We start from the raw sequence: 20930 nt of genomic DNA on the forward strand, positions 1-20930 counted from the left end.
CTGTTCTCCTATTGTGTAGCAGTAAGTTTCTCGAAAAGAGCTTCGCTTGTTTGGGCTTCTCTAAAGTTGTTAAGCGTATCGGGAGACTGTGCTAGTTCTGCAATTTCGGCCAAGGTGGCAAGGTGTTGATCACATTCTTGTGGCGGTACTATTAAAGCAAAGACGAGGTCGACCGCTTGTCTATCGACAGAATCGAAATCAATGGCTGATTCTAGAGACATGATAACCACGGCGGTGTGGTTAGCTGATTCTAATCGACAGTGGGGGATGGCGATGCCATTACCTATGCCAGTACTGCCTAGTTTTTCGCGACCGAGTAAAGCGTCGTAGACTTCTTCACGGTTGCAGTGCAGACGATTGGAAACAATTTCAGCAAGGTTTTCTAGAACGCGTTTTTTGCTAATAATCTCTTGCTTGGCTAGAACGAGGTCTGCTTTTATGAGTGATTTTAATGGCATGGTAAAAGTCGTATCCGTATTAAATAAGTCGTTTTCGTTCATTTGAAGGAGGAATATTCATCGCCTCTCTATATTTGGCAACAGTACGTCGAGCAACTTGTATTCCTTGATCCGCTAAAATGGTCGCCAATTTGTTGTCGCTAAGGGGCTTTTTAGCCGGCTCGTCGGCGACTAACTTCTTAATCATAGCTCTAATTGCGGTAGAAGAACATTCTCCCCCCGATGCTGTATTTACATGGCTTGAGAAGAAGTATTTGAGTTCAAAAATGCCTTTCGGTGTATGCATGTATTTCTGTGTGGTAACACGAGAAATGGTCGATTCATGCATGCCAACTTCTTCAGCTACATCATGGAGTACCATGGGTTTCATAGCTTCTTCGCCTAACTCAAAAAAGTCTATTTGGCGATGCACGATACAGCTAGCAACTTTCAGTAAGGTTTCGTTGCGGCTTTGTAGACTTTTCATAAACCACTTTGCTTCCTGTAAAGAGGTTTTGATGTAGGTGATGTCTTCTTGAGTTGACGCGGTGCCTACCATGGCAGAGTAGGTTTCGTTGATTTTTACTGGTGGCAAGGCGTCATTGTTGAGCTCTACTTGCCATACACCGTTATGTTTCTTCACAGACACATCAGGGATTACGTAATCTGTATCATCAACATCTATTACCGAGCCTGGGCGTGGATTAAGTTGCTGTATGAGTAGTACGACTTCTTTCAGTGCTTCTTCTTTCAACTTTGTTTTACGGCTTAATTGAGTGAAGTCCCTATTTCCCAATAGCGGTAAATAGTTGTCGATAAGGTTATAAGTGCTCTTATAAAGAGGGTGGCTGTTGAACGCTTCCAGTTGAACCAATAAGCAGTCACGTAAGTCGATAGAACAAACACCGACGGGATCGAAGCGTTGCAATCTATGTTGCACTGCGATGACTTCATCTAGGTCTAGGTCTTCCATTTCGACGCAGAGAGATTCCCAAATTTCGTCGGGTGTAATGCTGAGGTAGCCATCAGGCTGTACGCATTCAACAATCGCGTAGGCAATCTCTATGTCTTTATCAGACATATGGGTTAGGTTTAATTGCCAAATTAGGTGGTCTTGGATATTTTCCGCTGGAGCGTTACGGCTTTCAAAGTCGCCATCACCTTCATAGCTATTGTGATCTCCGCCAGCTGTCGCTGCTGTATTTTGATAGGTGTCATCCCAGTTGCTATCAATGGAAAGTTCTTCGGGTATGCTTTCTGTCCATTCTGACTCGACCTGAGCCTCTTCCGTGTTGTTCTTGTCTGCTTTCTTTTCATTAAGCGTATTAGATTCAATGCTCGATGACTCAGAATTAACGAGTTCGTCATCGTCAAGTTCAAGTAGCGGGTTTGACTCAAGAAACTCGTGAATTTCTTGTTTTAGATCTAGCGTGGAAAGCTGCAATAAGCGAATAGCTTGTTGCAGCTGAGGTGTCATGGTCAGTTGTTGACCGATTTTTAATTGTAAAGACTGCTTCATGGAGCAACTCTTTCTGTTTGAATGAATTGGAACGAGTTATGCATACTACTCTCTTTCGACAGTGATGATAAGAGCTTATAGGCGGAAGTCGTCGCCCAAATAAACCTTTTTTACCTGTTCATTGTTGATAACAGTGTCAGCATCGCCTGACGCAATGATGTGTCCATTTCCGACAATGTAAGCTTTATCGCAGATATCTAATGTTTCCCGTACATTATGGTCGGTAATAAGTACACCAATGCCACTTTCTTGTAGGTGCTTGATAATGAGCTTTATATCGCCTACTGAAATAGGGTCAACACCCGCAAAAGGTTCGTCAAGTAAGACAAACTTTGGATTCATGGCTAAAGCTCTAGCGATTTCAACACGACGTCTTTCACCACCAGATAAAGCCATGCCTAGATTTTTACGAATATGAGTAACATGAAACTCTTCGAGCAGGCTCTCGAGCTTTTCTTTTCGTTGGGCTTTTGTCAGGCCTTTGCGTGTTTCTAAAATGGCGGAAATATTGTCTTCAACGGACATCTTTCTAAAAATAGACGCTTCTTGGGGGAGGTAACCTATGCCTTTTTGTGCTCTGGTGTGCATGGCATTGTTTGTAATGTCTTGCCCATCAATAAAAATCCCGCCAGCATCATTGGCAACCATACCAACTATCATATAAAAGCAAGTTGTTTTGCCTGCTCCGTTAGGGCCGAGTAAGCCTACGGCTTGTCCGGATTCAACGGAAAGAGAGACGTCTTTAACTACTTGGCGCTTTTTGTAGCTCTTTGCTAAATGCTTAACTTCTAGGAGGGCCATCTATTTCGTTTTCTCCGCTTCTTGTGGTTCTAGCGTCATAGAAACACGACCAGTCCCTTTTTTCTGCGCGCTGAAGGTTCCGTCATTAATCATATATAGAATATAGTCGGCGGTGATTTTATTTTTCATACGATTAAGGTAGCCATTGCCTGTTATTTCTAGCTTTGATTCACTGGTGAGGTAGTGGATGTTGTCACCTTGGCTAATGACCATGTTGCCATTCCAGTCAATTTGTTGACTGAATTTTGCTGGCTTGCCTGTAGCGACGAGCTCGCTGAATTGACGCGTTTGAGGGTCTGTTGTTACTTTTAAATATTGTGCTTCGATTTCAATCGAGCCTTGTTTGACAAAAACGTCGCCTTTGTAAATAGCTTCCCCTGTATTTTGATCGAAGAAAGCTTCGTTGGCTTGAATTTCTAAAGGCTTGGAAATGTCTTCAGGCAAAGCATAGGTGCTCTGGGCGATAAATGCAGAGGCCAGTAGAACACTTAGATTAATTAGTTGTTTCATATTGTCCTCGTACAGATCCTGTCATAACAGTTTTTTCTGAATCTATGTAGGTTGTAATGGTATTAGCTATGGTCCATCCCTGTGTCGAAAAAAGCTTTGCACTGCCATAGCTGGTTAATGATTTAGTGCTGTCTAAGTAATGCATATTATCCGAGCTTAGCGTTATGTCAGGGGACGTTAAGTAAGTTTTGCTCGCTGTGACATTATCAGTGAGAAGAATATCACGACTACCGTCTTCTATCAGTCCTTTGTCTGCCTTGGCATTCCAGCTTCCAGATATTGAATTGCGCTTTATATGGGGCCGATCAAGTAGGGTTCGTTTTTCCTTGATGTAGTGAAGCGTTTTTTCTGCATCTAGAGTTTCTATCAATAGGCCGTTTTCATCAAATCCTTTTACCTCTACCCTAGTAATAAAGTAGTCTGGAGAGCTACTTAATGACTCTGTTTGAACTAGGTTTTGTGGTGGTGATACGCCATACCAAAGTAAAAATGCAGCTAATACACCCAATGCTGCGATGAGAGATGTGCTTTTGATATTAATGAGTTTAACAAGGTGTGGCATTAGATTGTGCTACCTGCGCTAATGATGAATAAATAAAGAGCGTAGGAACCAATTAAAGGGATCCCCATCCATCTTGGTATGCTGCCATTTTTTGATTTTTTAAAGAGGTAGATGGCGGCGGCTAATATTAAGGTTAGACTAAGAACCCAAAGGTAGTCGCGGCTTACCGCGCTTTCGTCAATGATGCCTGGTGCAAGAAGTGCTGGTAGGGGAAGCACTGTGGCAAGGTTGAAAATATTAGAACCTAATATATTACCGATAGCAATATCATGATGTCCTTTGCGGACACTACTCACAGAAGCGGCCAGTTCAGGTAAGCTAGTGCCAATGGCTACAATAGTTAAGCCAATGACTAATTCACTAACACCTAATGCTGTGGCAATACCAATGGCACCCCAGACAAGCAATTTTGAGCTGCCAATTAATACAGTTAGGCCGATTAAGGCGATAATCAGTGATTTAGTGACTGGGCTGCCATCGTCTTCAGGGAGTTCTTCTGCTAATTCGCTTTCAAGATTCTTATTGCCTCTCAGTAGAAGCGTTAAGATGACGATAAACGCCATGATCAAAATGATGCCATCAAAAATACTGAGCTGTCTGTCATACAGCAAAGCACCTGTTAATAAAGTAATCGCAATCACTAAAGGCACTTCTTTGGTGCTAAGGCCTTTGGCAATAGGGACGGCAGAGAATAATAGTGTGACGCCAAATACCAGTGCTATGTTGGCAATGTTTGAACCTAGAACGTTACCAATAGCAATTTCAGGGGCGTTGTCGAGAGCGGCAATGGCTGATACGACCATTTCTGGTGCTGAGGTGCCTAGGGCAACTAGGGTAATACCTATGATGATGGGGCTGACATTGAGTTTTTCGGCAACAAGAGCGGCGTGCTCTATAAATTTATCAGAACTTACAACGAGTAGAATGAGGCCAGCGATTAGGGCAGCAGAAAACAGCAGCATAACTTTGAAATTACTCATTAATATTAGAAGGCACCCATTTAATGAGGTTTGCTCTTTAAATTCAAGACTTGATCTTACAAACCTTGCTTTAATAAACAAAGTTGGTTGTGATTTTATTTGTTAGGACTCGGTGATAGTATCTAGCGACATTTGTTATGGATGAAAAGGGTGTGTCAGTGCTAGATGCGTACATAAAAATTCAAGATGTTCACTTTACGCGGGGAGGGCGAGTCATTTACGAAAATGTCTCCTTGACGATTCCTCGAGGTAAAGTGACGGCAGTCATGGGGCCAAGCGGAACAGGGAAAACCACATTGTTGCGATTGATTGCTGCGCAACTTGCTCCAGATTCGGGAGACGTTTTGGTCGATGGCCAGAATGTTCATGCCTTGTCGCGTTCTGAGTTATACAAGGTGCGTAAGAAAATGGGCATGCTTTTTCAAAGTGGCGCACTTTTTAGCGATATGTCTGTGTATGAAAATATCGCTTTTCCTCTAGAAGAGCATACTCAATTGGATGCGGCGGCGATTAATAAAGTAGTTGGGCAAAAACTTCATAGTGTGGGGTTACGCGGAGCGGCTGGATTAATGCCCTCTGAATTGTCGGGAGGAATGGCGCGCAGAGTTGCTTTGGCTCGTGCGATTGCCCTTGATCCAGAATTGGTTATGTACGATGAGCCTTTCACAGGCCAAGACCCAATTTCTAAAGGTGTTTTGGTGTCCTTGATTCGTGAACTAAATGATTCTGCTAATATTACTTCCGTTGTGGTTTCCCATGATGTTGAAGAATCCTTATCTATTGCTGACCATGTTTGTATTTTGGCTGGTGGTCGTGTTATCGCTGAGGGCTCTGCTGCACAGATTCGAGCCTCAGATGACCCTCAAGTTAAGCAGTTCTTAAATGGTGAGCCAGATGGCCCTGTGCCTTTTCATTATCCGGAAGGGGTTAATAGTATGTTTAACAAAGATGAGGTTGCGTTATGAAGGCAATAGCATCCATGGGGGCGTGGCTTTTTGACTGGCTTGAGGCCGTGGGTCGCGCTGGCATTTTTTTAGTACAAAGCATTTTTAGAATGCCGGTACGTTTTGGTGAATCGGTTAGTTTATTGGTAAAACAGCTCTATTCTGTTGGTGTTTTATCGATGGTTATTATCATTGTCTCAGGAACCTTTATCGGCATGGTGTTATCGCTGCAAGGTTACAGTATCTTAGCTAAGTTTGGTTCTGAAGAGGCGGTTGGGCAGTTACTGGCATTGTCATTGTTGCGTGAACTTTCACCTGTGGTGACAGCGCTCTTGTTTGCTGGGCGAGCAGGTTCATCTTTGACTGCTGAAATTGGTTTGATGAAAGCCACTGAACAGCTATCTAGCTATGAAATGATGGGAGTAGATCCATTAAGGCGAGTTATTGCACCACGGTTTATTGCTGGTGTGATTTGCTTGCCGCTGCTGAGCCTGATTTTTTCGGCTTCAGGAATTCTTGGTGGGCACCTGGTTTCGGTTAGTTGGCTGGGTGTTTATGATGGGGCGTTTTGGTCATCTATGCAGCAATCTGTATACTTTGATACCGATATTATGAATGGCGTTATTAAAGCAGTGTTTTTTTCCGTAGTGGTTACTTGGATAGCTGTTTATCAAGGTTATGAATGTGTCCCTACCTCAGAGGGAATTGGTAAAGCGACTACTCGTACTGTGGTTCTGGGTTCATTGGCTATTTTAGCGTTAGATTTTGTATTAACCGCTGCTATGTTTGGAGATTTTTAGGATGAGAAGTAAGCGCGCAGAGTTATTGGTTGGATGCTTTATTGTGCTGGGTGTTGCTGCTTTGGTTTATTTAGCAGTACAAGTGAGTGGTTTGGCTTTTTCTAGTAAGAAAGATACTTATCAGGTAGTGGCAAGGTTTGATGATATTGCAGGCTTAACCAGTCGAGCTAAAGTTTCTATTGCAGGTGTCGCGGTGGGGAATGTTGAGTCCATTACCTTTGATAAAGACTTATACATGGCGTTGGTGACCATGAACATTAATTCCGATGTGGATAATATTCCGACAGACAGCTCTATTGCCGTTTTAACGAGTGGTTTGTTGGGTGAGAAATACCTTGGTTTTACTATCGGTGCTGAAGAAGAAGTTTTAAAAAATGGCAGTGAAATTTATGATACCCAGTCTGCTCTGGTGCTGGAAAATCTAATTAGCCAGTTTTTGTTTAACTCGAGTAGTTCTAGTAAGTCGGAGTAGTTTAGTATGCTGAAAATTGCCAATGTTTTACTTGCTGTGGGGGTTATGTTTTCGTCATTGCTTTGGGCTGATGACGACATTGCCCGTGATACGGTGGTGAGTGTGGTCGATTCCTTTAGAACTCGAATTGTTGCAGATAAGGCTGTGTTGGCAAAAGATCCTGCTTTGCTTATTTCTCGTGTTGATAAAATACTCACTCCTGTGGTGGATTTTGATTCCTTTGCTAAAAAGGTGATGGGGAAATATTACCGTCGAGCCTCACCAGAGCAGCGCATTCGATTTGCTACTGTGACGAAAGATACTCTGATCAATACTTATGGCTCCTCTTTATTACAGCTTGATCCAGACAAGATAAAAGTTTTGCCTCTCGGTCCTCAGGGTAGGGGGAAAGAGGTTAAGGTGGATGTGAACTTTCAAATGGATTCCGGTAGTCCTCTTGATATCAGCTTTTACATGGAAGATTACGGTAATAACAGTTGGAAATTGAGTAACGTGGTTATTAGTAATATTAACTTCGGCCTGACTTTTCGTAAGCAATTTGCCGTAATGATGCAGCAAAACAAGAATGATATCGGTTTAGCGATTGATGCATGGCGAGAGTCGCTTGCAAAGAAATCTTAATCTAAATTATTTACTTTAAAAGGAATCCGAACTCAATCAATGAGTTCGGATTTTTTCGTTTGGCTGCTCGTATTTGCTTGTATGGAATAAAATGTTAGAAAACAAATGCTTTTTTACTGAGAGTTATGCCTAGGGGTGTTAAGTAGTTCGCTTTAGTGAGGTAGAATATGACCAACTGAACATATTTTATATATTGGAGCGATTGTGAACGCAGGTGAAGTTAAAGCACTTTTAGAATCCGCCATCAACAGCTGTGAGGTGGTGGCACAAGGTGAAGGTTGTAATTTTCAAGTAGTCGTTATTTCTACTGTATTTGAAGGGCTTTCCACTGTGAAAAGGCAGCAGCTTGTGTATAGCCATCTACAGGAAGCAATTGCGAGCGGTGCGATTCATGCTGTAACGATGAAAACCTACACACCAGAACAATATAGCGCCCTATAAAAGCAATTATAAGAGAAAAATATTATGGATAAGCTACTGATTACTGGTGGTGTTAGGTTAAATGGCGTGGTTCGTGCGTCAGGTGCGAAAAATGCAGCATTACCTATTTTGGCTGCAACCCTGCTAACTAAAGAACTAATTACAATCAAAAATTTACCTCATTTGCATGACATCACTACCATGCTTGAACTGTTAGGTTCTATGGGATGTGGTGTGGTGGTCGATGAGAAAATGAGCGTTCAGCTTGATGTTTCAACTTTGAATAATTCTGAGGCACCTTATGAGCTGGTTAAAACCATGCGGGCTTCGATTTTAGTACTTGGACCATTGGTGAGTCACTTTGGCAAAGCGATTGTTTCTTTGCCTGGTGGTTGTGCTATCGGTAGTCGTCCTGTTGACCTTCATTTGCGCGGCCTAGAGGCCATGGGAGCGAATATCGTTGTTGAAGGCGGCGATATCATTGCTAGTGTTGATGGTCGCCTTAAAGGGGCGCGAATTTTCTTTGATAAGGTGACGGTGACAGGCACTGAGAACCTATTGATGGCAGCGACGTTAGCGGATGGTCAAACGATTCTAGAAAATGCGGCCCGTGAACCAGAAGTCGTTGATCTGGCAGAATGCCTGATTGCGATGGGTGCTAAGATTACTGGTCATGGCACAGATACAATTGTTATTGATGGGGTGGAAGCTTTACACGGCGCAACTTACCCAGTTATGCCTGATCGTATCGAAACAGGTACCTTTCTAGTTGCCGCTGCTATTACTGGCGGTAAAGTAAAAGTGACTGATACCGATGTAAAATCTCTTGAAGCCGTACTTTCTAAACTTGAAGAGACAGGTGCCAAAGTGACCTGTGGAGAAGATTGGATTGAAGTGGACATGGAAGGTCGGCGTCCTAAAGCGGTAAACATTAGTACCGCACCCTATCCTGCTTTTCCTACTGACATGCAGGCGCAATTCGTAGCACTTAACTCTGTTGCGGAAGGCGTGGGTCGAGTCATTGAAAATATTTTTGAGAACCGCTTTATGCACGTAGATGAAATGTTGCGTATGGGGGCTGACATTGAAGTGACAGGTAATACTGCTATTGTGCGTGGCTGCAATAGTTTAAAAGGCGCACCTGTAATGGCAACAGATCTTCGTGCTTCAGCCAGTTTAGTGCTTTCTGCTTTGGTGGCCAATGGGGATACTAAAATCGATCGTATTTATCATATTGATCGTGGTTACGAATGTATCGAAGAAAAATTTGGTTCTTTAGGCGCCAAGATTTCAAGGGTTTTAAATTAATATGAGTAATACATTGACGATTGCGCTATCGAAAGGGCGCATTCTTAGTGAAACCTTGCCGTTGTTAGAAAAAGCCAACATCATTCCGGCAGAAGACATTCACAAAAGCCGTAAGCTAATTTTTGATACTAATCATGATCATATCAAATTGGTGATCTTAAGAGCGACTGATGTGCCTACTTATGTAGAGCATGGTGTGGCTGACTTTGGTGTGGCTGGTAAAGATGTGTTGATGGAAGCGGCGACCAAAAATCTGTATGAACTACTTGACCTAAAAATATCCAAATGTCGTTTGATGACAGCGGGTGTGGTTGGTCAGGCTCTTCCAAACCGTCGTTTGAAGGTCGCCTCTAAGTTTTCTAAAACCGCTAAGGCGTATTTTGCCGAGCAAGGCATTCAAGCTGATGTGATTAAGCTGTATGGCGCGATGGAGTTGGCCCCTATTATGGGCTTGGCTGACTTGATTGTGGATATTGTTGATACGGGCAACACCTTAAAAGCCAATGGCTTAGAAGCCCGTGAATTGATTGCACCAATTAGTACTCGTTTGGTGGTCAATAAAGCGGCTTATAAGACCAAATATGGGGAAATTGAACCCATTATTGAAATGTTACGTCGTGCGGTTGAAAGCAATGAGGGTAAGTAATTGAACCTTAATATTCGAGAGTTTTCTTCTAGTGCTGATGGTTTTCGTTCGGAGCTAGAGGCTTTGCTGGCATGGGACTCGGTGTCAGATGCGGGTGTTCAAGAAGCCGTTGCGAACATTGTTCATCAGGTGCGTCTTAAAGGGGATGAAGCGGTTGTTGAATTTACCAACCGTTTTGATCGTCGACAAATTTCTTCTGCTGCCGAGTTGGAAATATCACGAGCGGAAATGGCCGCGGCAAAATTGAGAGTTAGTGACGAATTGGTTACTAGTTTGGAAGCGGCTGCAAAACGTGTGCATGATTACCATGAGCATCAAAAACAACCGTCTTGGCAGTACCAAGAAGAGGATGGCACGGTACTTGGGCAAAAAGTCACGCCATTAGATCGTGTGGGGGTTTATGTTCCCGGAGGTAAGGCCGCTTACCCTTCTTCTGTATTGATGAATGTCATGCCGGCTAAAGTCGCCGGTGTGGGTGAAATCATCATGGTCGTACCGACTCCCGATGGTCTAGTTAACGATATCGTATTGGCTGCGGCGTACATTGCTGGTGTTGATCGTGTCTTTACCATTGGTGGCGCACAAGCAGTCGCCGCTTTAGCTTATGGAACAGAAACCATTCCTAAGGTGGATAAGGTGGTTGGACCTGGCAATATTTATGTGGCGACGGCTAAACGTATGGTGTTTGGTGCGGTTGGTATTGATATGATTGCCGGTCCTTCCGAGATCCTTGTGGTATGTGATGGCAAAACCGATCCTGATTGGATTGCAATGGATTTGTTTTCTCAAGCTGAACATGACCAAGATGCTCAATCTATCTTGATTTCACCAGATTTGGCTTTTATTGGTAAAGTAAAAGCGGCCATGGAGCGTTTAATTGATGATCAAAGTCGTAAAGACATCATCAAGGTGTCTCTGGAAGAGCGTGGAGCCTTTATTCATGTAAAAGACATGGATGAAGCCATGGATATTGCCAATGTAGTTGCTGCAGAACACCTTGAATTATCTATTGATGAGCCGGAGAAATGGGCTGAGAAAATTCGTCACGCCGGGGCTATTTTTATGGGGCGTCATACTCCAGAAGCGCTCGGAGATTATTGTGCGGGTCCTAATCATGTATTACCGACTTCGGGCACAGCGAGATTTTCTTCGCCATTGGGGGTTTATGATTTTCAAAAACGCAGCTCTCTGATTTACTGCTCGCCTGAAGGGGCCAGTGAATTAGCAAAAATTGCCTCTCCGCTTGCTCGGGGTGAGTCATTAGAAGCTCATGCTATGTCTGCAGAATATCGAATCATCAAGGGTGATACTGGTGAGTAATTCTCATCCTGCTGCTCTTTATCATTTGAGAAAAGTGACTCGCATTTTTGCTCTGATTATCATCGCTTTAATTGTCATTGGCTTTTTTTTACCGATAGATTATCGAGTAGAGCGTGAAGTGACAATTAACGCGCCTGTTGATGAGGTGTCCACTGTCATGTTACAGGGTGATAGCCTGTCAAAATGGATGTTTGTTAAAAATGGTCAAGTGGATGTTTTTGACGGTAGTCTAAAAGCGGGTAGCCGTGTTGCTATCTCCTATAGTGAGAAAGTAGGGCAGGGCGAGTTGACCATTGTTGATCTATCTGGTGATTCGGTTCGCTTTGATGTTCGCCCCAAGCCAAATGTTAATCTGGTACATAATCAGATTTTCTTGCGGCCAAGTGCTGGGAAAACCAGCGTGCAATGGGTGATAGAAGGCAAGCTAGAGGCTGGTCTGTTAGGGCCTTATATTGCCGTATTTGCGAATCAGCTTGCTGGAAAAAACTTCGAAATTAGCCTGCAAAGATTAAAAGAACTTTTAGAAACCAGACACTGATGCTTTTGGTTGTGAGGTTTCTTTTAGTGGGAGATCAATTTCATAGTGGGTTGCTTTTCAAGTGCTACATCGACTTGATAGGATTGTCGGCCTCGAATACCCAGCAGAGATACGGTTGTCCCCGGTTTTAGTGATGCTATCATGTTTCTTATTTGAAATGGGTCTTCACTGACATTGTTGTTGATTTTGATAATGATATCTCCCACCTCAATTCCTGCTTTTTCTGCCGGGCTTTGCTCGCTTATTTCGCTAACTAATAAACCATGGTCGGACGGTAGTGATAAGTTTTCTGCGAGAGAGGGGGTGATTTTTTGTGCTTCCATACCAAGATAGCTTCTAACCACCTCCCCGTATTGAATAATATCTGTCATTACTTGTAGGGCATCATCAGCGGGAGTCGCAAAGCCAATGCCCTGCGATCCACCTGTACTGGAATAAATGGCAGAGCTAATGCCAATTAATTCACCTTTCAAATTAACCAATGCTCCTCCAGAGTTACCCGGGTTGATTGCAGCATCAGTTTGTAGAAAATTTTCGTAACTATTGAGGCCTATGCTGTTTCTACCTTTCGCACTAATTATGCCAGCCGTGACGGTTTGGCCAATGCCAAATGGGTTGCCAATTGCAAGTATTCGGTCTCCGACGGCCACTGAATCATTATTGCCTAATTTAATGCTGGGCAGATTAGTCAGATTGATTTTAAGAACGGCTAAATCTGTTGATGGGTCTGAACCAATCAGTTTTGCTTTGATGCGTCTGTCATCATTTAATCCCACGACAATGCTAGAGGCATTTTGAATAACATGATGATTGGTGAGGATGAAGCCATCTGATGAGGCGATAACGCCGGAGCCTAGATTGATGCTACGAATGACTTTATTGGAGTTGGTTAGGCTGTCGTTGCGTATTACTTGAGTATAGATGCTAACCACGGCAGGAGCGGCTTTTTTGACTGGAGCAGCATAGCCTGTATTGGCAGTTCTCTGCTTCTCTTGTATTAGCAATGTTGCAAGGCCTATACAAGTGCCAACTAGAATGGCGATAATGAGTGGTGTCCAGTGTGTTTTTTGATTCATAAGAATGTAAGGAGTCGTTTTTTGCTGCGCAGAGAATTTGAATTAATACTTGATCGAACCTTGAGTCCAAATCGTTTTAAAGATTATGCGCCCAATGGCTTGCAGGTGGAAGGGAAAAACGAAATTAACCGAGTAGTAACTGGTGTGACGGCGTGTCAGGCGCTCATTGATGCCGCAATTGAGTACAAGGCAGACGCCATTTTTGTGCATCATGGCTATTTCTGGAAGGGGGAGTCTCCACAAATAGTAGGCATGAAATATCGCCGAATTTCTGCTTTGATTAAGCATGATATTAATCTATATGGTTATCATCTACCGCTGGATGCGCATCCTGAATTGGGAAATAACGCGGGATTGGCGGATGCCATAGGTCTTGATAATAGAGCGTCTTTGCAGCCGGAATTAGCTATTGCTGAATCTATTGGTATCGTTGGTGAATTGAGGGAAACTATTTCTCCAGAGGACTTTAAGGGGCTAATAGAAAGGGTTGTCGGTCGTGATGTTTTGCTTGAACCTTCAGGCGGGTCTAGTATTCGTCGGGTCGCGTTATGTAGCGGTGGCGCTCAAGGTTATATCGAGCAAGCTATCTTGGTTGGTGCTGATGTGTTTATAACTGGTGAAGTGTCAGAACAGACGATTCATATTGCGAGAGAAATGGGAATTCATTTTGTCGCAGCTGGGCATCATGCAACCGAGCGATTCGGTGCTCGATCTGTGGCTCAGTTTTTAACAGAAGAGCATGGGTTGGACGCTGTTTTTATTGATGTTGATAATCCAGCTTAAGTGTTGCTGGTATTTAACGACATAAAAAAGGGGCGCTTTGGGCTCCCCTTTTTTTGTATATTTATATGGTGTGGATGAGCAGTTTAGACGGTTCGCACTGGTTCTAGATCGTCTGCTTTGTCGTCGAGGCCAAACTTTTCACTCAGTGTGCCTTGCTCCTTGTCGGTTTTTAATGCGTAGTCTCTTGGTGGTTCGAAGACAATGCTGTCTGTATCTGGCGTTTCTATGCTTGCTGTTCTTTTAGTTATGTTGATGTTGCTAATTTGTCCGGCGCCACTTTCTAAGTTCGTTCTAAGTTCAGCAAGTCGTTTTTCTACCATTGTGAGTTGTTCATTGCTATCAGCAAAAAAGTTATCAATGATGACTTGTTTTTTGTCCAACTCTTGTTGGAGCGATTTTATGGAAACCGTACCAGAATTCGATATTGGCTGCTTGTTGGTGTTTTTTGATGTAAGGCTTTTAAAGGCAAGGCTAATGGCGCCACCTAAAATAATGCCAGTAACAAATACGATGATGTTGAATTCTTCTAAGTTCATAATGTGCTCCCAAAAATCGATAGCCCATTATAGCCGAAAGTGGTCATGTGATCATAGGCTATGGGTGTTGTTTAAGTAGCAATTTGTTAGAATGCCTGTCATTCATTTATACAACGTAAAGAGCAACGATGACACCTATTACGCGTTATAAGCAAGACTTAGAGAGAGAAGACTTTAGTTATGATCCTGCCCAAGAAGAGGCTGTAGAGGCACTTCAAGACTTATTTGATCGTCTAGTTGCTAATCAGAGTAAGCCAGCTTCTGGTGGACTGCTGGGGCGTTTTCGTAAAAATAAAGCTCCAAGTGTGGAAATGGGACTGTATTTTTGGGGAGGGGTTGGACGAGGTAAAACCTATCTGATGGATACCTTTTATGACTGTCTGCCAACAGATAAAAAAATGCGCCTGCATTTTCACCGTTTTATGCAGATGGTCCATCAGGAAATGCGCAAACTGAAGGATGTGAAAAACCCTCTTGAAATCGTCGGTAAAGAGATTTCATCTAAGGCTCAGGTACTATGCTTTGATGAGTTCTTCGTCACAGATATTACCGATGCTATGATTTTGGCTGGGTTGTTAGAGGTATTGTTTAAAAATGGTACCACTCTAGTTGCGACCTCTAATATTGAGCCCGATGGTTTATACAAAAATGGTTTGCAGAGAGCGCGTTTTTTGCCTGCTATTGCTTTAGTAAACAAACACACTAAAGTGATGAATATCGATGGGGGAATTGATTATCGCCTTAGAACATTAAAGCAGGCCAAGTTATACCATTATCCACTTTCTGAGGAAGCTGATCTTGCGTTAAATGAGCGTTTTATGAGTCTGGTTCCTGATGCTATTCATATTGTAGAGGGCGGTTCGGCAGAAATAGAAGGGCGTGAAATTCCTTTGCTTCGTAGCTGTGAAGATTTGGCTTGGTTTGATATTGAAGCCTTGTGTGACGGACCAAGAAGCCAAGTGGATTATATTGAGATTGCACGTTTGTATTCGACGGTGATTATATCTAATTTGCCGCAAATGGATTCTTCTAGGGACGATTTAGCAAGGCGCTTTATTAATCTAGTTGATGAGTTTTATGACCGTCATGTTAAAGTGATTTTTTCTGCTGAAGTGGCCATTCCTGATATTTATACTGGTACGCGTTTGTCCTTTGAGTATGACCGTACAGTGAGCCGACTTTTAGAAATGCAATCCGAAGAATATTTGTCCTTGGAGCACCGTCCTTAAAGGCATTTTATGGCTTTATTGTGGTGTCTTTTTGATGTATACTTCGCTCGCCTTTTTAAAGGTAAGTGTACGTTAATGGCAAATTCATTTGTTATTAACCAATAATAATAGGTATTGCATGTTTTAAAGCATGTGTATTGATAGGGTTTTTTGATGAAAACTTTTACAGCAAAACCTGCTGAAGTGCGCCGCGACTGGTTCGTGGTTGACGCAGAAGGCAAAACATTAGGCCGTTTGGCTACTGAAATTGCTCGCCGTTTACGTGGCAAGCATAAAGCGGAATACACTCCACACGTTGACACTGGTGATTACATCGTTGTTGTTAATGCTGAGAAAATTCACGTTACTGGTAACAAAGCAGCTGCTAAACAATACTACCGCCATACTGGTTATCCAGGCGGCTTGCGTTCAATGAATTTCGAGAAGCTGATTGATCATGCTCCTGAGCGTGTTCTTGAAATCGCCGTTAAAGGTATGTTGCCAAAAGGTCCTTTGGGCCGTGCAATGCACAAGAAAATGAAAGTATACGCTGGTACTGAGCATCCACATGCCGCTCAACAGCCTCAAGAACTTAACATTTAATACGGAAGATCATTATGTCAGCTACTCAATACTACGGTACAGGTCGTCGTAAAACGTCTACCGCTCGTGTGTTCCTTAAGGCCGGTACTGGTAACCTAGTTATCAATAACCGTACGCTTGCTCAATACTTCGGTCGTGAAACGGCTCAAATGGTTGTTCGTCAGCCTCTTGAACTTGTTGATGCAACTGAAAAATTTGATGTTTACATCACTGTTAAAGGTGGTGGTATCTCTGGTCAAGCCGGTGCTATTCGTCATGGTATTACACGCGCATTGATGCAATATGACGAAACACTTCGTCGTACCCTTCGTTCTGCTGGTTTCGTTACTCGTGACTCGCGCGAAGTGGAACGTAAGAAAGTTGGTCTACGCAAAGCACGTCGTCGTCCTCAGTTCTCTAAGCGTTAATTTTCGCTTTCGGAATGCTATTAAAGCGCTTGGTGTTTTTCGCCAAGCGTTTTTTTTATTCTGCTCTTTTACTCTGCTTTTTTCCTTAAAATAAGAGAAAATTGTTCTATTCGTGTAGCAAAGTGATGATTCAGACAAAAAACAGAGTCAAATGATGCTAGAATACCCAGCTCTTAAAGCTGCTGTCATTTGCATGAATCATTAGCATACTTTGATGTCAGTTCGATATTTTTATTGAGTCGCTTTCTTTTTTATGTCGGCTTAATGAAAGAACGAAAGATTTCGTCACCGAAGTGAGTTGTTTATTACTTCGTTGTCATTTTATAGTTTGTCTCCTCTTGATAGGGGACTTGGATGTTTTCAAAATAGGGGTTAGACATGGGTGTTATTGCAAAGCGCTCCTCAATGACGTTCTTCTCTGATGGAGAAGATCATTATAGTCATAGAGTTCGTATTGTATTGGCAGAAAAAGCCGTTACAGTGGACATCATAGATGTGGACTCGTTTAACAAGCCAGATGAATTGGCTGATGTTAATCCATATAATGAATTGCCAGCCTTAGTAGATCGCGATTTGGTTCTTTATGAGCCGAATGTGATGATGGAATATCTTGATGAGCGCTTTCCTCATCCACCACTTTTACCTGTTTACCCTGTTGCTCGTGCTGAAAGCCGTTTATACATGTATCGTATACAGCGTGACTGGGCGAAATTGGTTGATTTGATTCTTACTAGCAAAGACAAATCGGCAGTAGAGCAAGCGCAAAAAGAGTTGCGTGAAGGGCTTATTAGCGTTTCGCCGATATTTGAAGAAAAGCCTTATTTCATGAGCGATGAATTTACTATCGTTGATTGCTGTTTGGCTCCCATCTTGTGGCGTTTGCCTATTCTTGGTGTTGAGATCCCTAAAGAGCAAGCTAAATCCTTACATGCCTATATGGATCTTGTTTTTGCTCGTGAATCTTTCCAAGAAAGTTTATCTGAAGCAGAACAGGAAATGCGCTTAGATTAATCTAGGTGTGCTGAATGTGAAGATCTTTAAAGGAGCCAAGAGGCTCCTTTTTTTGCTTATAAATGCCTCTAGTTTGGTTTGTTCCGTTGCTTAGAGTCTATATCTATCCTGCCATAAAAATTGCTGGAGAAGGATGACTGAGGTTTTCTCTATGTTAATATGAGTGCTGATGTTGTTGGTGTCTTGGTGTAAAAAAAGAGTGCTTAACTTTGTTAATTTAAATAGGCTAGTCGATATTTATTGCAGCTTGATACTGCCGAATATGAGGCAGAATTAATAGGAGAAAAAATGTTACCTAAAAGATCATATTTACTAAATGCTGCTTATTCGTGGGTCTCTGATAATGACATGACGCCTTATCTTTTGGTCGATGCTGAGCAGAAGGATGTAGTGGTGCCAACCGAATTTGTAAAAGATGGGCAAATTGTTCTTAATGTAGGTATGTCTGCGGTGCGTCATTTAATTATGGATAAAGAAGCCGTGTCTTTTGAAGCGCGATTTGGTGGTAAGCCTATGCAGGTTTATGTGCCAATGCGTGCCGCTTTGGCTTTATACGCTAAAGAGAATGGTGACGGTTTTGTTTTTCCTGATGAAGAGTTTTTCGATGAGCCAAAGCCGACACCGCCAGAGCCGAAAAAAGGCTTCACGCTTAAAGTTGTGAAGTAAATTATTTTAGGCTAACAAATAAAAAAGAGCTTCAATCGAAGCTCTTTTTTATTATCTAGTGGCTGAAGATTTAGTCTTCATAGCCAAATAGTTGACGTTCGAGTAGGTCTATTAATGTATGAATGACCGTCAGCTGACATTCATGAACGCGGGCTGTACCCAATAAATTAACCTTAATTTCGGTATCGTCTCTTGAGGTCAGTGAAGAGACATTTTTTGCTTCTGGACTGGTGAGTGCAACAATGTTCATTTTGCGTTCATGGGCGGCCTGAATGGCTTGAATTATGGGGGAAGTGTTGCCTCGATTAGCTATCACAAACAGCACATCACCCGCGTTACCTATGGCAGTAATTTGTTTGGAAAATACGTCGTGATAACTGTCATTATGGGTAATGGCTAATAGGGCTGCACCATCACTGCTTAGATTGATCGCAGGTAGGCCTGGGCGCTCTCTGTCCATTCTATCTATCATTAGGGTGCTAAAATATTGAGCGAGATGGGAGCCAGTGCTGTTACCTACGCAAATGACTTTTCCACCTGAGGCTATGCTTGAGAAGATGACACGAGCGGCGTGCTCTATGTAAGGGGGTAAGCTTTCCAGAGCTTGCTGTTGAGCTTCGAAACTCTGGGCAAATTGTGTGTAAATTGCTTCTTGAAAATCCATAGTGATTAAAATACTGCTTTAAGCCAAGTTAAATGTTGAAAGTCTATTTTTTGGTCGAATAATATCGCATCAAAGCGGCTTGCATAGTCAAGCTTATTGTTTTTTTGCAACCATAATGACGCGCTTTTTCTTACCTTGTTCAGTTTTGACTGCCCAAGGCTTTCTGCTGCATTGCCATGGGAGCTGTTGGCTCGAAAACGCACTTCGACAAAGACATAAGTGTCTTTATCTAAAAAAATTAAGTCTATTTCTCCTGCACGACAGAAAAAATTTCTAGTGACGAATTTCAGTCCTTGCTCAAGTAAAAAGGCCTCTGCTGCCTGTTCTGCTTTTTCGCCATTATTTTTCGCTATTTTCTGTTTCTTTTTGCTGAAAAAATTGATTACTGGTTGCATTTACCAAACGTCCTTTTCGGTAAGTCATGATCTCAGGTCTTTTATGGAATATACCACTATTATCTATAGTAATGATGCCCGTATTGGCTGAAATTTTTGTACTTGGAAGCAAGGTAAATAGTTGGTAGCGATTTGCCAACAGGTAGGAGTCCGCTCCTAATGCTTGTAGGCGTTTTAATATATTTGAGCTTGTATTTAAGCTGGTTAAGACATTGCTTCTTTGTGTGAGTGCTGGCATCTCAGTGAACAAAATACGCTCTATGTCTTCCGATTTTATCGATTTATCAGGAGAGGTGTCATTGAGGGTGCTGCTAGCCAGCATAGGGATCTTATCTGCAAAATAAAAATCAAGCAGTGGGCGGATTTGCTTGGCATCATTAAGCTTGCCAACATAGTAAACATAGTCGAGATCTTTGCGGGATCGGGCGATGCTTTCTACTTTGCTGCCAGTCCAGTTTTCTATTAGGCGTTTACGATTGTGGCTTTCATCGACGAGCAACAGCTTTTGTATCGCATTCTGCCGACTTTTAGGTGTATTCGAGTAGGTTTGATTTGAGGTGATGGTGATATTTTCTTGCTCTGCGGCGGCGCGGAATTCATCACTTTGCTTTAAGGCCCAAGTATCTTTGGTGGTTAAAATCGCAGCCTTGGTTGCGCCTTCTTGTTTGGCAAAGGAAATCAACTCATGAATGTCGTCTTCTGCACTCAATGAGAAATGATAAAGGTTGTTTGCTTGTTGGTTTATATCAAGCTGATTTAAGGCAATAACAGGGTAGGGAAGCTCTAAACGGCTTAAGCGTGCCACATTGCTTTTCTGTAACGGCCCAATAATAACATCAGGCTCCTTTAGGTTGGCGGCATTCAGAGCTTCTTCAATACTTGCATAGTCGTCTGTGTTGATGACAGATATTTGAGGTCTGGCGTGCTGTTGATTGTAGTAAGCAGAAAGGAAGCCGTCGATGATGGCTTGAGAGGCGCGTTCAAGGTTGCCTTTCATAGGAAGCATGATGACGATATTGTTTGGTGCCATGTTTTTTACAGAGGCCATTATCTGGAAGTCTTGCGGTGGTAATAAAGCCGCAGTGTGTCTTGGGTTGGTGACTTGCCATTGCCTATAAGCGTTTAATTGTTGCTCGATCGATAGGGATTGGTTTCTTAAAATATTACTGATAGTGAGCCAGCCCATTAAAGGTTGAGTTTGATTTTCACTAAGGGCATCAATTTCATTTTGAGTGAGGTTTTGAACCGCTTGCCAAAGCTTGGCATGGTTATCGGACTCTTCGCCTAATGGCAGTGTATTGGCTAACGCTAAGCGAACATTTACCACGCTTAGCCAGTTGCCATAATGCTCTAGGGTTTGGGCTTTTGTTTCCTGTAATGTGTTTTGATTATCTGGGTGTAGAGCTGCCGGTAATAAATTAGCTTGGGCGAGGAGGCGCGAAGTTTGAAAAGAATCATCGAGTTTGGATGAAATTAAGGCGGCCAGTAAATAAGCGTCAAACTGGATATTAGAAGAGATTCTTAACACACTCGTACCTAACACTTCTCTTGCTTGTTGGTACTCACCTTGATCGTAGAGCGCTTGGGCAGAGCTTAGGCTATCTTGTAATGTCTGCGAGCGATGAGAAGGCGAAAACGGGTGATAGATACTTTCTGGTGCCTCCTGCTCTTCCACAGAAGGTTTTTCTATTAGCTGAACCTGA

26 protein-coding genes are annotated in these 20930 nt (G+C 42.7%); 15 read left to right on the forward strand and 11 right to left on the reverse strand.

What is annotated here, in order from left to right; genetic code table 11:
* Positions 1-8: 8 nt before the first annotated feature.
* The 6 genes from I8J31_RS08510 to I8J31_RS08535 all read right to left on the reverse strand — a co-directional run bounded on the left by I8J31_RS08510 (position 9) and on the right by I8J31_RS08535 (position 4809).
* Positions 9-500: a PTS sugar transporter subunit IIA gene (locus I8J31_RS08510; protein ID WP_233402666.1), complete on the reverse strand. Its 492-nt coding sequence runs from the start codon at positions 498-500 to the stop codon at positions 9-11.
* Positions 478-1956: an RNA polymerase factor sigma-54 gene (locus I8J31_RS08515; RefSeq protein WP_199467856.1), complete on the reverse strand. Its 1479-nt coding sequence runs from the start codon at positions 1954-1956 to the stop codon at positions 478-480. Before I8J31_RS08515 ends, I8J31_RS08510 begins: the two co-directional genes overlap by 23 nt.
* Positions 1957-2031: 75 nt before the next feature.
* A complete protein-coding gene (gene lptB / locus I8J31_RS08520; RefSeq protein ID WP_199467857.1) occupies positions 2032-2757 on the reverse strand; it encodes an LPS export ABC transporter ATP-binding protein in 726 nt (241 codons plus the stop codon).
* Positions 2758-3267: a lipopolysaccharide transport periplasmic protein LptA gene (lptA, locus tag I8J31_RS08525; protein WP_199467858.1), complete on the reverse strand. Its 510-nt coding sequence runs from the start codon at positions 3265-3267 to the stop codon at positions 2758-2760.
* Positions 3251-3829: an LPS export ABC transporter periplasmic protein LptC gene (gene lptC / locus I8J31_RS08530; RefSeq protein ID WP_199467859.1), complete on the reverse strand. Its 579-nt coding sequence runs from the start codon at positions 3827-3829 to the stop codon at positions 3251-3253. The genes lptA and lptC overlap by 17 nt, the downstream gene beginning before the upstream one ends.
* Complete coding sequence (locus tag I8J31_RS08535) at positions 3829-4809, reverse strand: calcium/sodium antiporter (protein WP_233402667.1); 981 nt, start codon at positions 4807-4809, stop codon at positions 3829-3831. Before I8J31_RS08535 ends, lptC begins: the two co-directional genes overlap by 1 nt.
* 137 nt (positions 4810-4946) lie before the next feature.
* On the opposite strand from I8J31_RS08535, the gene I8J31_RS08540 reads away from it, so the two are divergent.
* The 9 genes from I8J31_RS08540 (at position 4947) to I8J31_RS08580 (ending at position 11878) form a co-directional block, all read left to right on the forward strand.
* Complete coding sequence (locus tag I8J31_RS08540) at positions 4947-5774, forward strand: ABC transporter ATP-binding protein (RefSeq protein WP_199467860.1); 828 nt, start codon at positions 4947-4949, stop codon at positions 5772-5774.
* Entirely contained in the window at positions 5771-6553 is a 783-nt protein-coding gene (mlaE, locus tag I8J31_RS08545) for a lipid asymmetry maintenance ABC transporter permease subunit MlaE (RefSeq protein ID WP_199467861.1), read from the forward strand. Before I8J31_RS08540 ends, mlaE begins: the two co-directional genes overlap by 4 nt.
* 1 nt (position 6554) lies before the next feature.
* The gene (gene mlaD, locus I8J31_RS08550; protein WP_199467862.1) at positions 6555-7025 is read left to right on the forward strand and encodes an outer membrane lipid asymmetry maintenance protein MlaD; all 471 of its coding nucleotides are present in this window, start codon (positions 6555-6557) and stop codon (positions 7023-7025) included.
* 6 nt (positions 7026-7031) lie between these two features.
* Positions 7032-7646, forward strand: coding sequence for an MlaC/ttg2D family ABC transporter substrate-binding protein (locus I8J31_RS08555; RefSeq protein ID WP_199467863.1), 615 nt, complete (start codon positions 7032-7034; stop codon positions 7644-7646).
* A 204-nt stretch (positions 7647-7850) separates the two neighbouring features.
* On the forward strand, positions 7851-8087 hold the full coding sequence (locus tag I8J31_RS08560; RefSeq protein WP_199467864.1) for a BolA family protein: 237 nt from the start codon (positions 7851-7853) through the stop codon (positions 8085-8087).
* A gap of 24 nt (positions 8088-8111) precedes the next feature.
* Positions 8112-9374 (forward strand): UDP-N-acetylglucosamine 1-carboxyvinyltransferase, encoded by a 1263-nt coding sequence (gene murA / locus I8J31_RS08565; RefSeq protein WP_199467865.1) that lies wholly within the window; start codon positions 8112-8114, stop codon positions 9372-9374.
* A 1-nt stretch (position 9375) separates the two neighbouring features.
* Positions 9376-10020: an ATP phosphoribosyltransferase gene (gene hisG, locus I8J31_RS08570; RefSeq protein ID WP_199467866.1), complete on the forward strand. Its 645-nt coding sequence runs from the start codon at positions 9376-9378 to the stop codon at positions 10018-10020.
* Positions 10021-11340 (forward strand): histidinol dehydrogenase, encoded by a 1320-nt coding sequence (gene hisD, locus I8J31_RS08575; RefSeq protein WP_199467867.1) that lies wholly within the window; start codon positions 10021-10023, stop codon positions 11338-11340. It begins immediately after the preceding gene.
* Positions 11333-11878 carry an SRPBCC family protein gene (locus I8J31_RS08580; protein ID WP_325101187.1) on the forward strand — a complete coding sequence of 182 codons (546 nt, stop codon included), beginning with the start codon at positions 11333-11335 and terminating at the stop codon, positions 11876-11878. Before hisD ends, I8J31_RS08580 begins: the two co-directional genes overlap by 8 nt.
* Positions 11879-11901: 23 nt before the next feature.
* On the opposite strand, the gene I8J31_RS08585 is transcribed toward I8J31_RS08580, so the two are convergent.
* Complete coding sequence (locus tag I8J31_RS08585) at positions 11902-12954, reverse strand: S1C family serine protease (protein WP_199467868.1); 1053 nt, start codon at positions 12952-12954, stop codon at positions 11902-11904.
* Positions 12955-12975: 21 nt separating this feature from the next.
* Between I8J31_RS08585 and I8J31_RS08590 the strand changes: the two genes are divergently transcribed.
* Positions 12976-13737 carry a Nif3-like dinuclear metal center hexameric protein gene (locus I8J31_RS08590; protein ID WP_199467869.1) on the forward strand — a complete coding sequence of 254 codons (762 nt, stop codon included), beginning with the start codon at positions 12976-12978 and terminating at the stop codon, positions 13735-13737.
* 83 nt (positions 13738-13820) lie between these two features.
* Here I8J31_RS08590 and I8J31_RS08595 read toward each other — a convergent pair whose 3' ends face one another.
* Complete coding sequence (locus I8J31_RS08595; RefSeq protein ID WP_199467870.1) at positions 13821-14273, reverse strand: Z-ring associated ZapG family protein; 453 nt, start codon at positions 14271-14273, stop codon at positions 13821-13823.
* A 128-nt stretch (positions 14274-14401) separates the two neighbouring features.
* Here I8J31_RS08595 and zapE point away from each other — a divergent pair, with 128 nt between their 5' ends.
* The 5 genes from zapE (at position 14402) to I8J31_RS08620 (ending at position 18168) form a co-directional block, all read left to right on the forward strand.
* Positions 14402-15502: a cell division protein ZapE gene (gene zapE / locus I8J31_RS08600; protein ID WP_199467871.1), complete on the forward strand. Its 1101-nt coding sequence runs from the start codon at positions 14402-14404 to the stop codon at positions 15500-15502.
* Between the two features lie 153 nt (positions 15503-15655).
* Positions 15656-16084: a 50S ribosomal protein L13 gene (gene rplM / locus I8J31_RS08605; protein WP_199467872.1), complete on the forward strand. Its 429-nt coding sequence runs from the start codon at positions 15656-15658 to the stop codon at positions 16082-16084.
* Between the two features lie 14 nt (positions 16085-16098).
* Complete coding sequence (gene rpsI / locus I8J31_RS08610) at positions 16099-16491, forward strand: 30S ribosomal protein S9 (RefSeq protein ID WP_199467873.1); 393 nt, start codon at positions 16099-16101, stop codon at positions 16489-16491.
* Positions 16492-16869: 378 nt separating this feature from the next.
* Positions 16870-17502: a glutathione S-transferase N-terminal domain-containing protein gene (locus I8J31_RS08615; RefSeq protein WP_199467874.1), complete on the forward strand. Its 633-nt coding sequence runs from the start codon at positions 16870-16872 to the stop codon at positions 17500-17502.
* A 288-nt stretch (positions 17503-17790) separates the two neighbouring features.
* Positions 17791-18168: a ClpXP protease specificity-enhancing factor gene (locus I8J31_RS08620; protein ID WP_199467875.1), complete on the forward strand. Its 378-nt coding sequence runs from the start codon at positions 17791-17793 to the stop codon at positions 18166-18168.
* Between the two features lie 70 nt (positions 18169-18238).
* Here I8J31_RS08620 and I8J31_RS08625 read toward each other — a convergent pair whose 3' ends face one another.
* The 3 genes from I8J31_RS08625 to I8J31_RS08635 are packed head-to-tail and all read right to left on the reverse strand — an operon-like array spanning position 18239 to position 20902.
* On the reverse strand, positions 18239-18832 hold the full coding sequence (locus I8J31_RS08625) for an SIS domain-containing protein (RefSeq protein WP_199467876.1): 594 nt from the start codon (positions 18830-18832) through the stop codon (positions 18239-18241).
* A 5-nt stretch (positions 18833-18837) separates the two neighbouring features.
* The gene (locus I8J31_RS08630) at positions 18838-19227 is read right to left on the reverse strand and encodes a YraN family protein (RefSeq protein ID WP_199467877.1); all 390 of its coding nucleotides are present in this window, start codon (positions 19225-19227) and stop codon (positions 18838-18840) included.
* The gene (locus tag I8J31_RS08635; RefSeq protein ID WP_325101188.1) at positions 19172-20902 is read right to left on the reverse strand and encodes a penicillin-binding protein activator; all 1731 of its coding nucleotides are present in this window, start codon (positions 20900-20902) and stop codon (positions 19172-19174) included. Before I8J31_RS08635 ends, I8J31_RS08630 begins: the two co-directional genes overlap by 56 nt.
* Positions 20903-20930 lie beyond the last annotated feature (28 nt).

Origin of the sequence: Marinomonas transparens (assembly GCF_016463975.1) — a bacterium.
Taxonomy (GTDB): domain Bacteria; phylum Pseudomonadota; class Gammaproteobacteria; order Pseudomonadales; family Marinomonadaceae; genus Marinomonas; species Marinomonas transparens.

Coding starts and splice junctions, on each gene's coding strand:
- I8J31_RS08510 (WP_233402666.1), bottom strand. CDS start 500: ATGAACGAAAACGACTTATTTAATACGGATACGACTTTTACCATGCCA.
- I8J31_RS08515 (WP_199467856.1), bottom strand. CDS start 1,956: ATGAAGCAGTCTTTACAATTAAAAATCGGTCAACAACTGACCATGACA.
- lptB (WP_199467857.1), bottom strand. CDS start 2,757: ATGGCCCTCCTAGAAGTTAAGCATTTAGCAAAGAGCTACAAAAAGCGC.
- lptA (WP_199467858.1), bottom strand. CDS start 3,267: ATGAAACAACTAATTAATCTAAGTGTTCTACTGGCCTCTGCATTTATC.
- lptC (WP_199467859.1), bottom strand. CDS start 3,829: ATGCCACACCTTGTTAAACTCATTAATATCAAAAGCACATCTCTCATC.
- I8J31_RS08535 (WP_233402667.1), bottom strand. CDS start 4,809: ATGAGTAATTTCAAAGTTATGCTGCTGTTTTCTGCTGCCCTAATCGCT.
- I8J31_RS08540 (WP_199467860.1), top strand. CDS start 4,947: ATGGATGAAAAGGGTGTGTCAGTGCTAGATGCGTACATAAAAATTCAA.
- mlaE (WP_199467861.1), top strand. CDS start 5,771: ATGAAGGCAATAGCATCCATGGGGGCGTGGCTTTTTGACTGGCTTGAG.
- mlaD (WP_199467862.1), top strand. CDS start 6,555: ATGAGAAGTAAGCGCGCAGAGTTATTGGTTGGATGCTTTATTGTGCTG.
- I8J31_RS08555 (WP_199467863.1), top strand. CDS start 7,032: ATGCTGAAAATTGCCAATGTTTTACTTGCTGTGGGGGTTATGTTTTCG.
- murA (WP_199467865.1), top strand. CDS start 8,112: ATGGATAAGCTACTGATTACTGGTGGTGTTAGGTTAAATGGCGTGGTT.
- hisG (WP_199467866.1), top strand. CDS start 9,376: ATGAGTAATACATTGACGATTGCGCTATCGAAAGGGCGCATTCTTAGT.
- I8J31_RS08585 (WP_199467868.1), bottom strand. CDS start 12,954: ATGAATCAAAAAACACACTGGACACCACTCATTATCGCCATTCTAGTT.
- I8J31_RS08595 (WP_199467870.1), bottom strand. CDS start 14,273: ATGAACTTAGAAGAATTCAACATCATCGTATTTGTTACTGGCATTATT.
- zapE (WP_199467871.1), top strand. CDS start 14,402: ATGACACCTATTACGCGTTATAAGCAAGACTTAGAGAGAGAAGACTTT.
- rplM (WP_199467872.1), top strand. CDS start 15,656: ATGAAAACTTTTACAGCAAAACCTGCTGAAGTGCGCCGCGACTGGTTC.
- rpsI (WP_199467873.1), top strand. CDS start 16,099: ATGTCAGCTACTCAATACTACGGTACAGGTCGTCGTAAAACGTCTACC.
- I8J31_RS08615 (WP_199467874.1), top strand. CDS start 16,870: ATGGGTGTTATTGCAAAGCGCTCCTCAATGACGTTCTTCTCTGATGGA.
- I8J31_RS08620 (WP_199467875.1), top strand. CDS start 17,791: ATGTTACCTAAAAGATCATATTTACTAAATGCTGCTTATTCGTGGGTC.
- I8J31_RS08625 (WP_199467876.1), bottom strand. CDS start 18,832: ATGGATTTTCAAGAAGCAATTTACACACAATTTGCCCAGAGTTTCGAA.
- I8J31_RS08630 (WP_199467877.1), bottom strand. CDS start 19,227: ATGCAACCAGTAATCAATTTTTTCAGCAAAAAGAAACAGAAAATAGCG.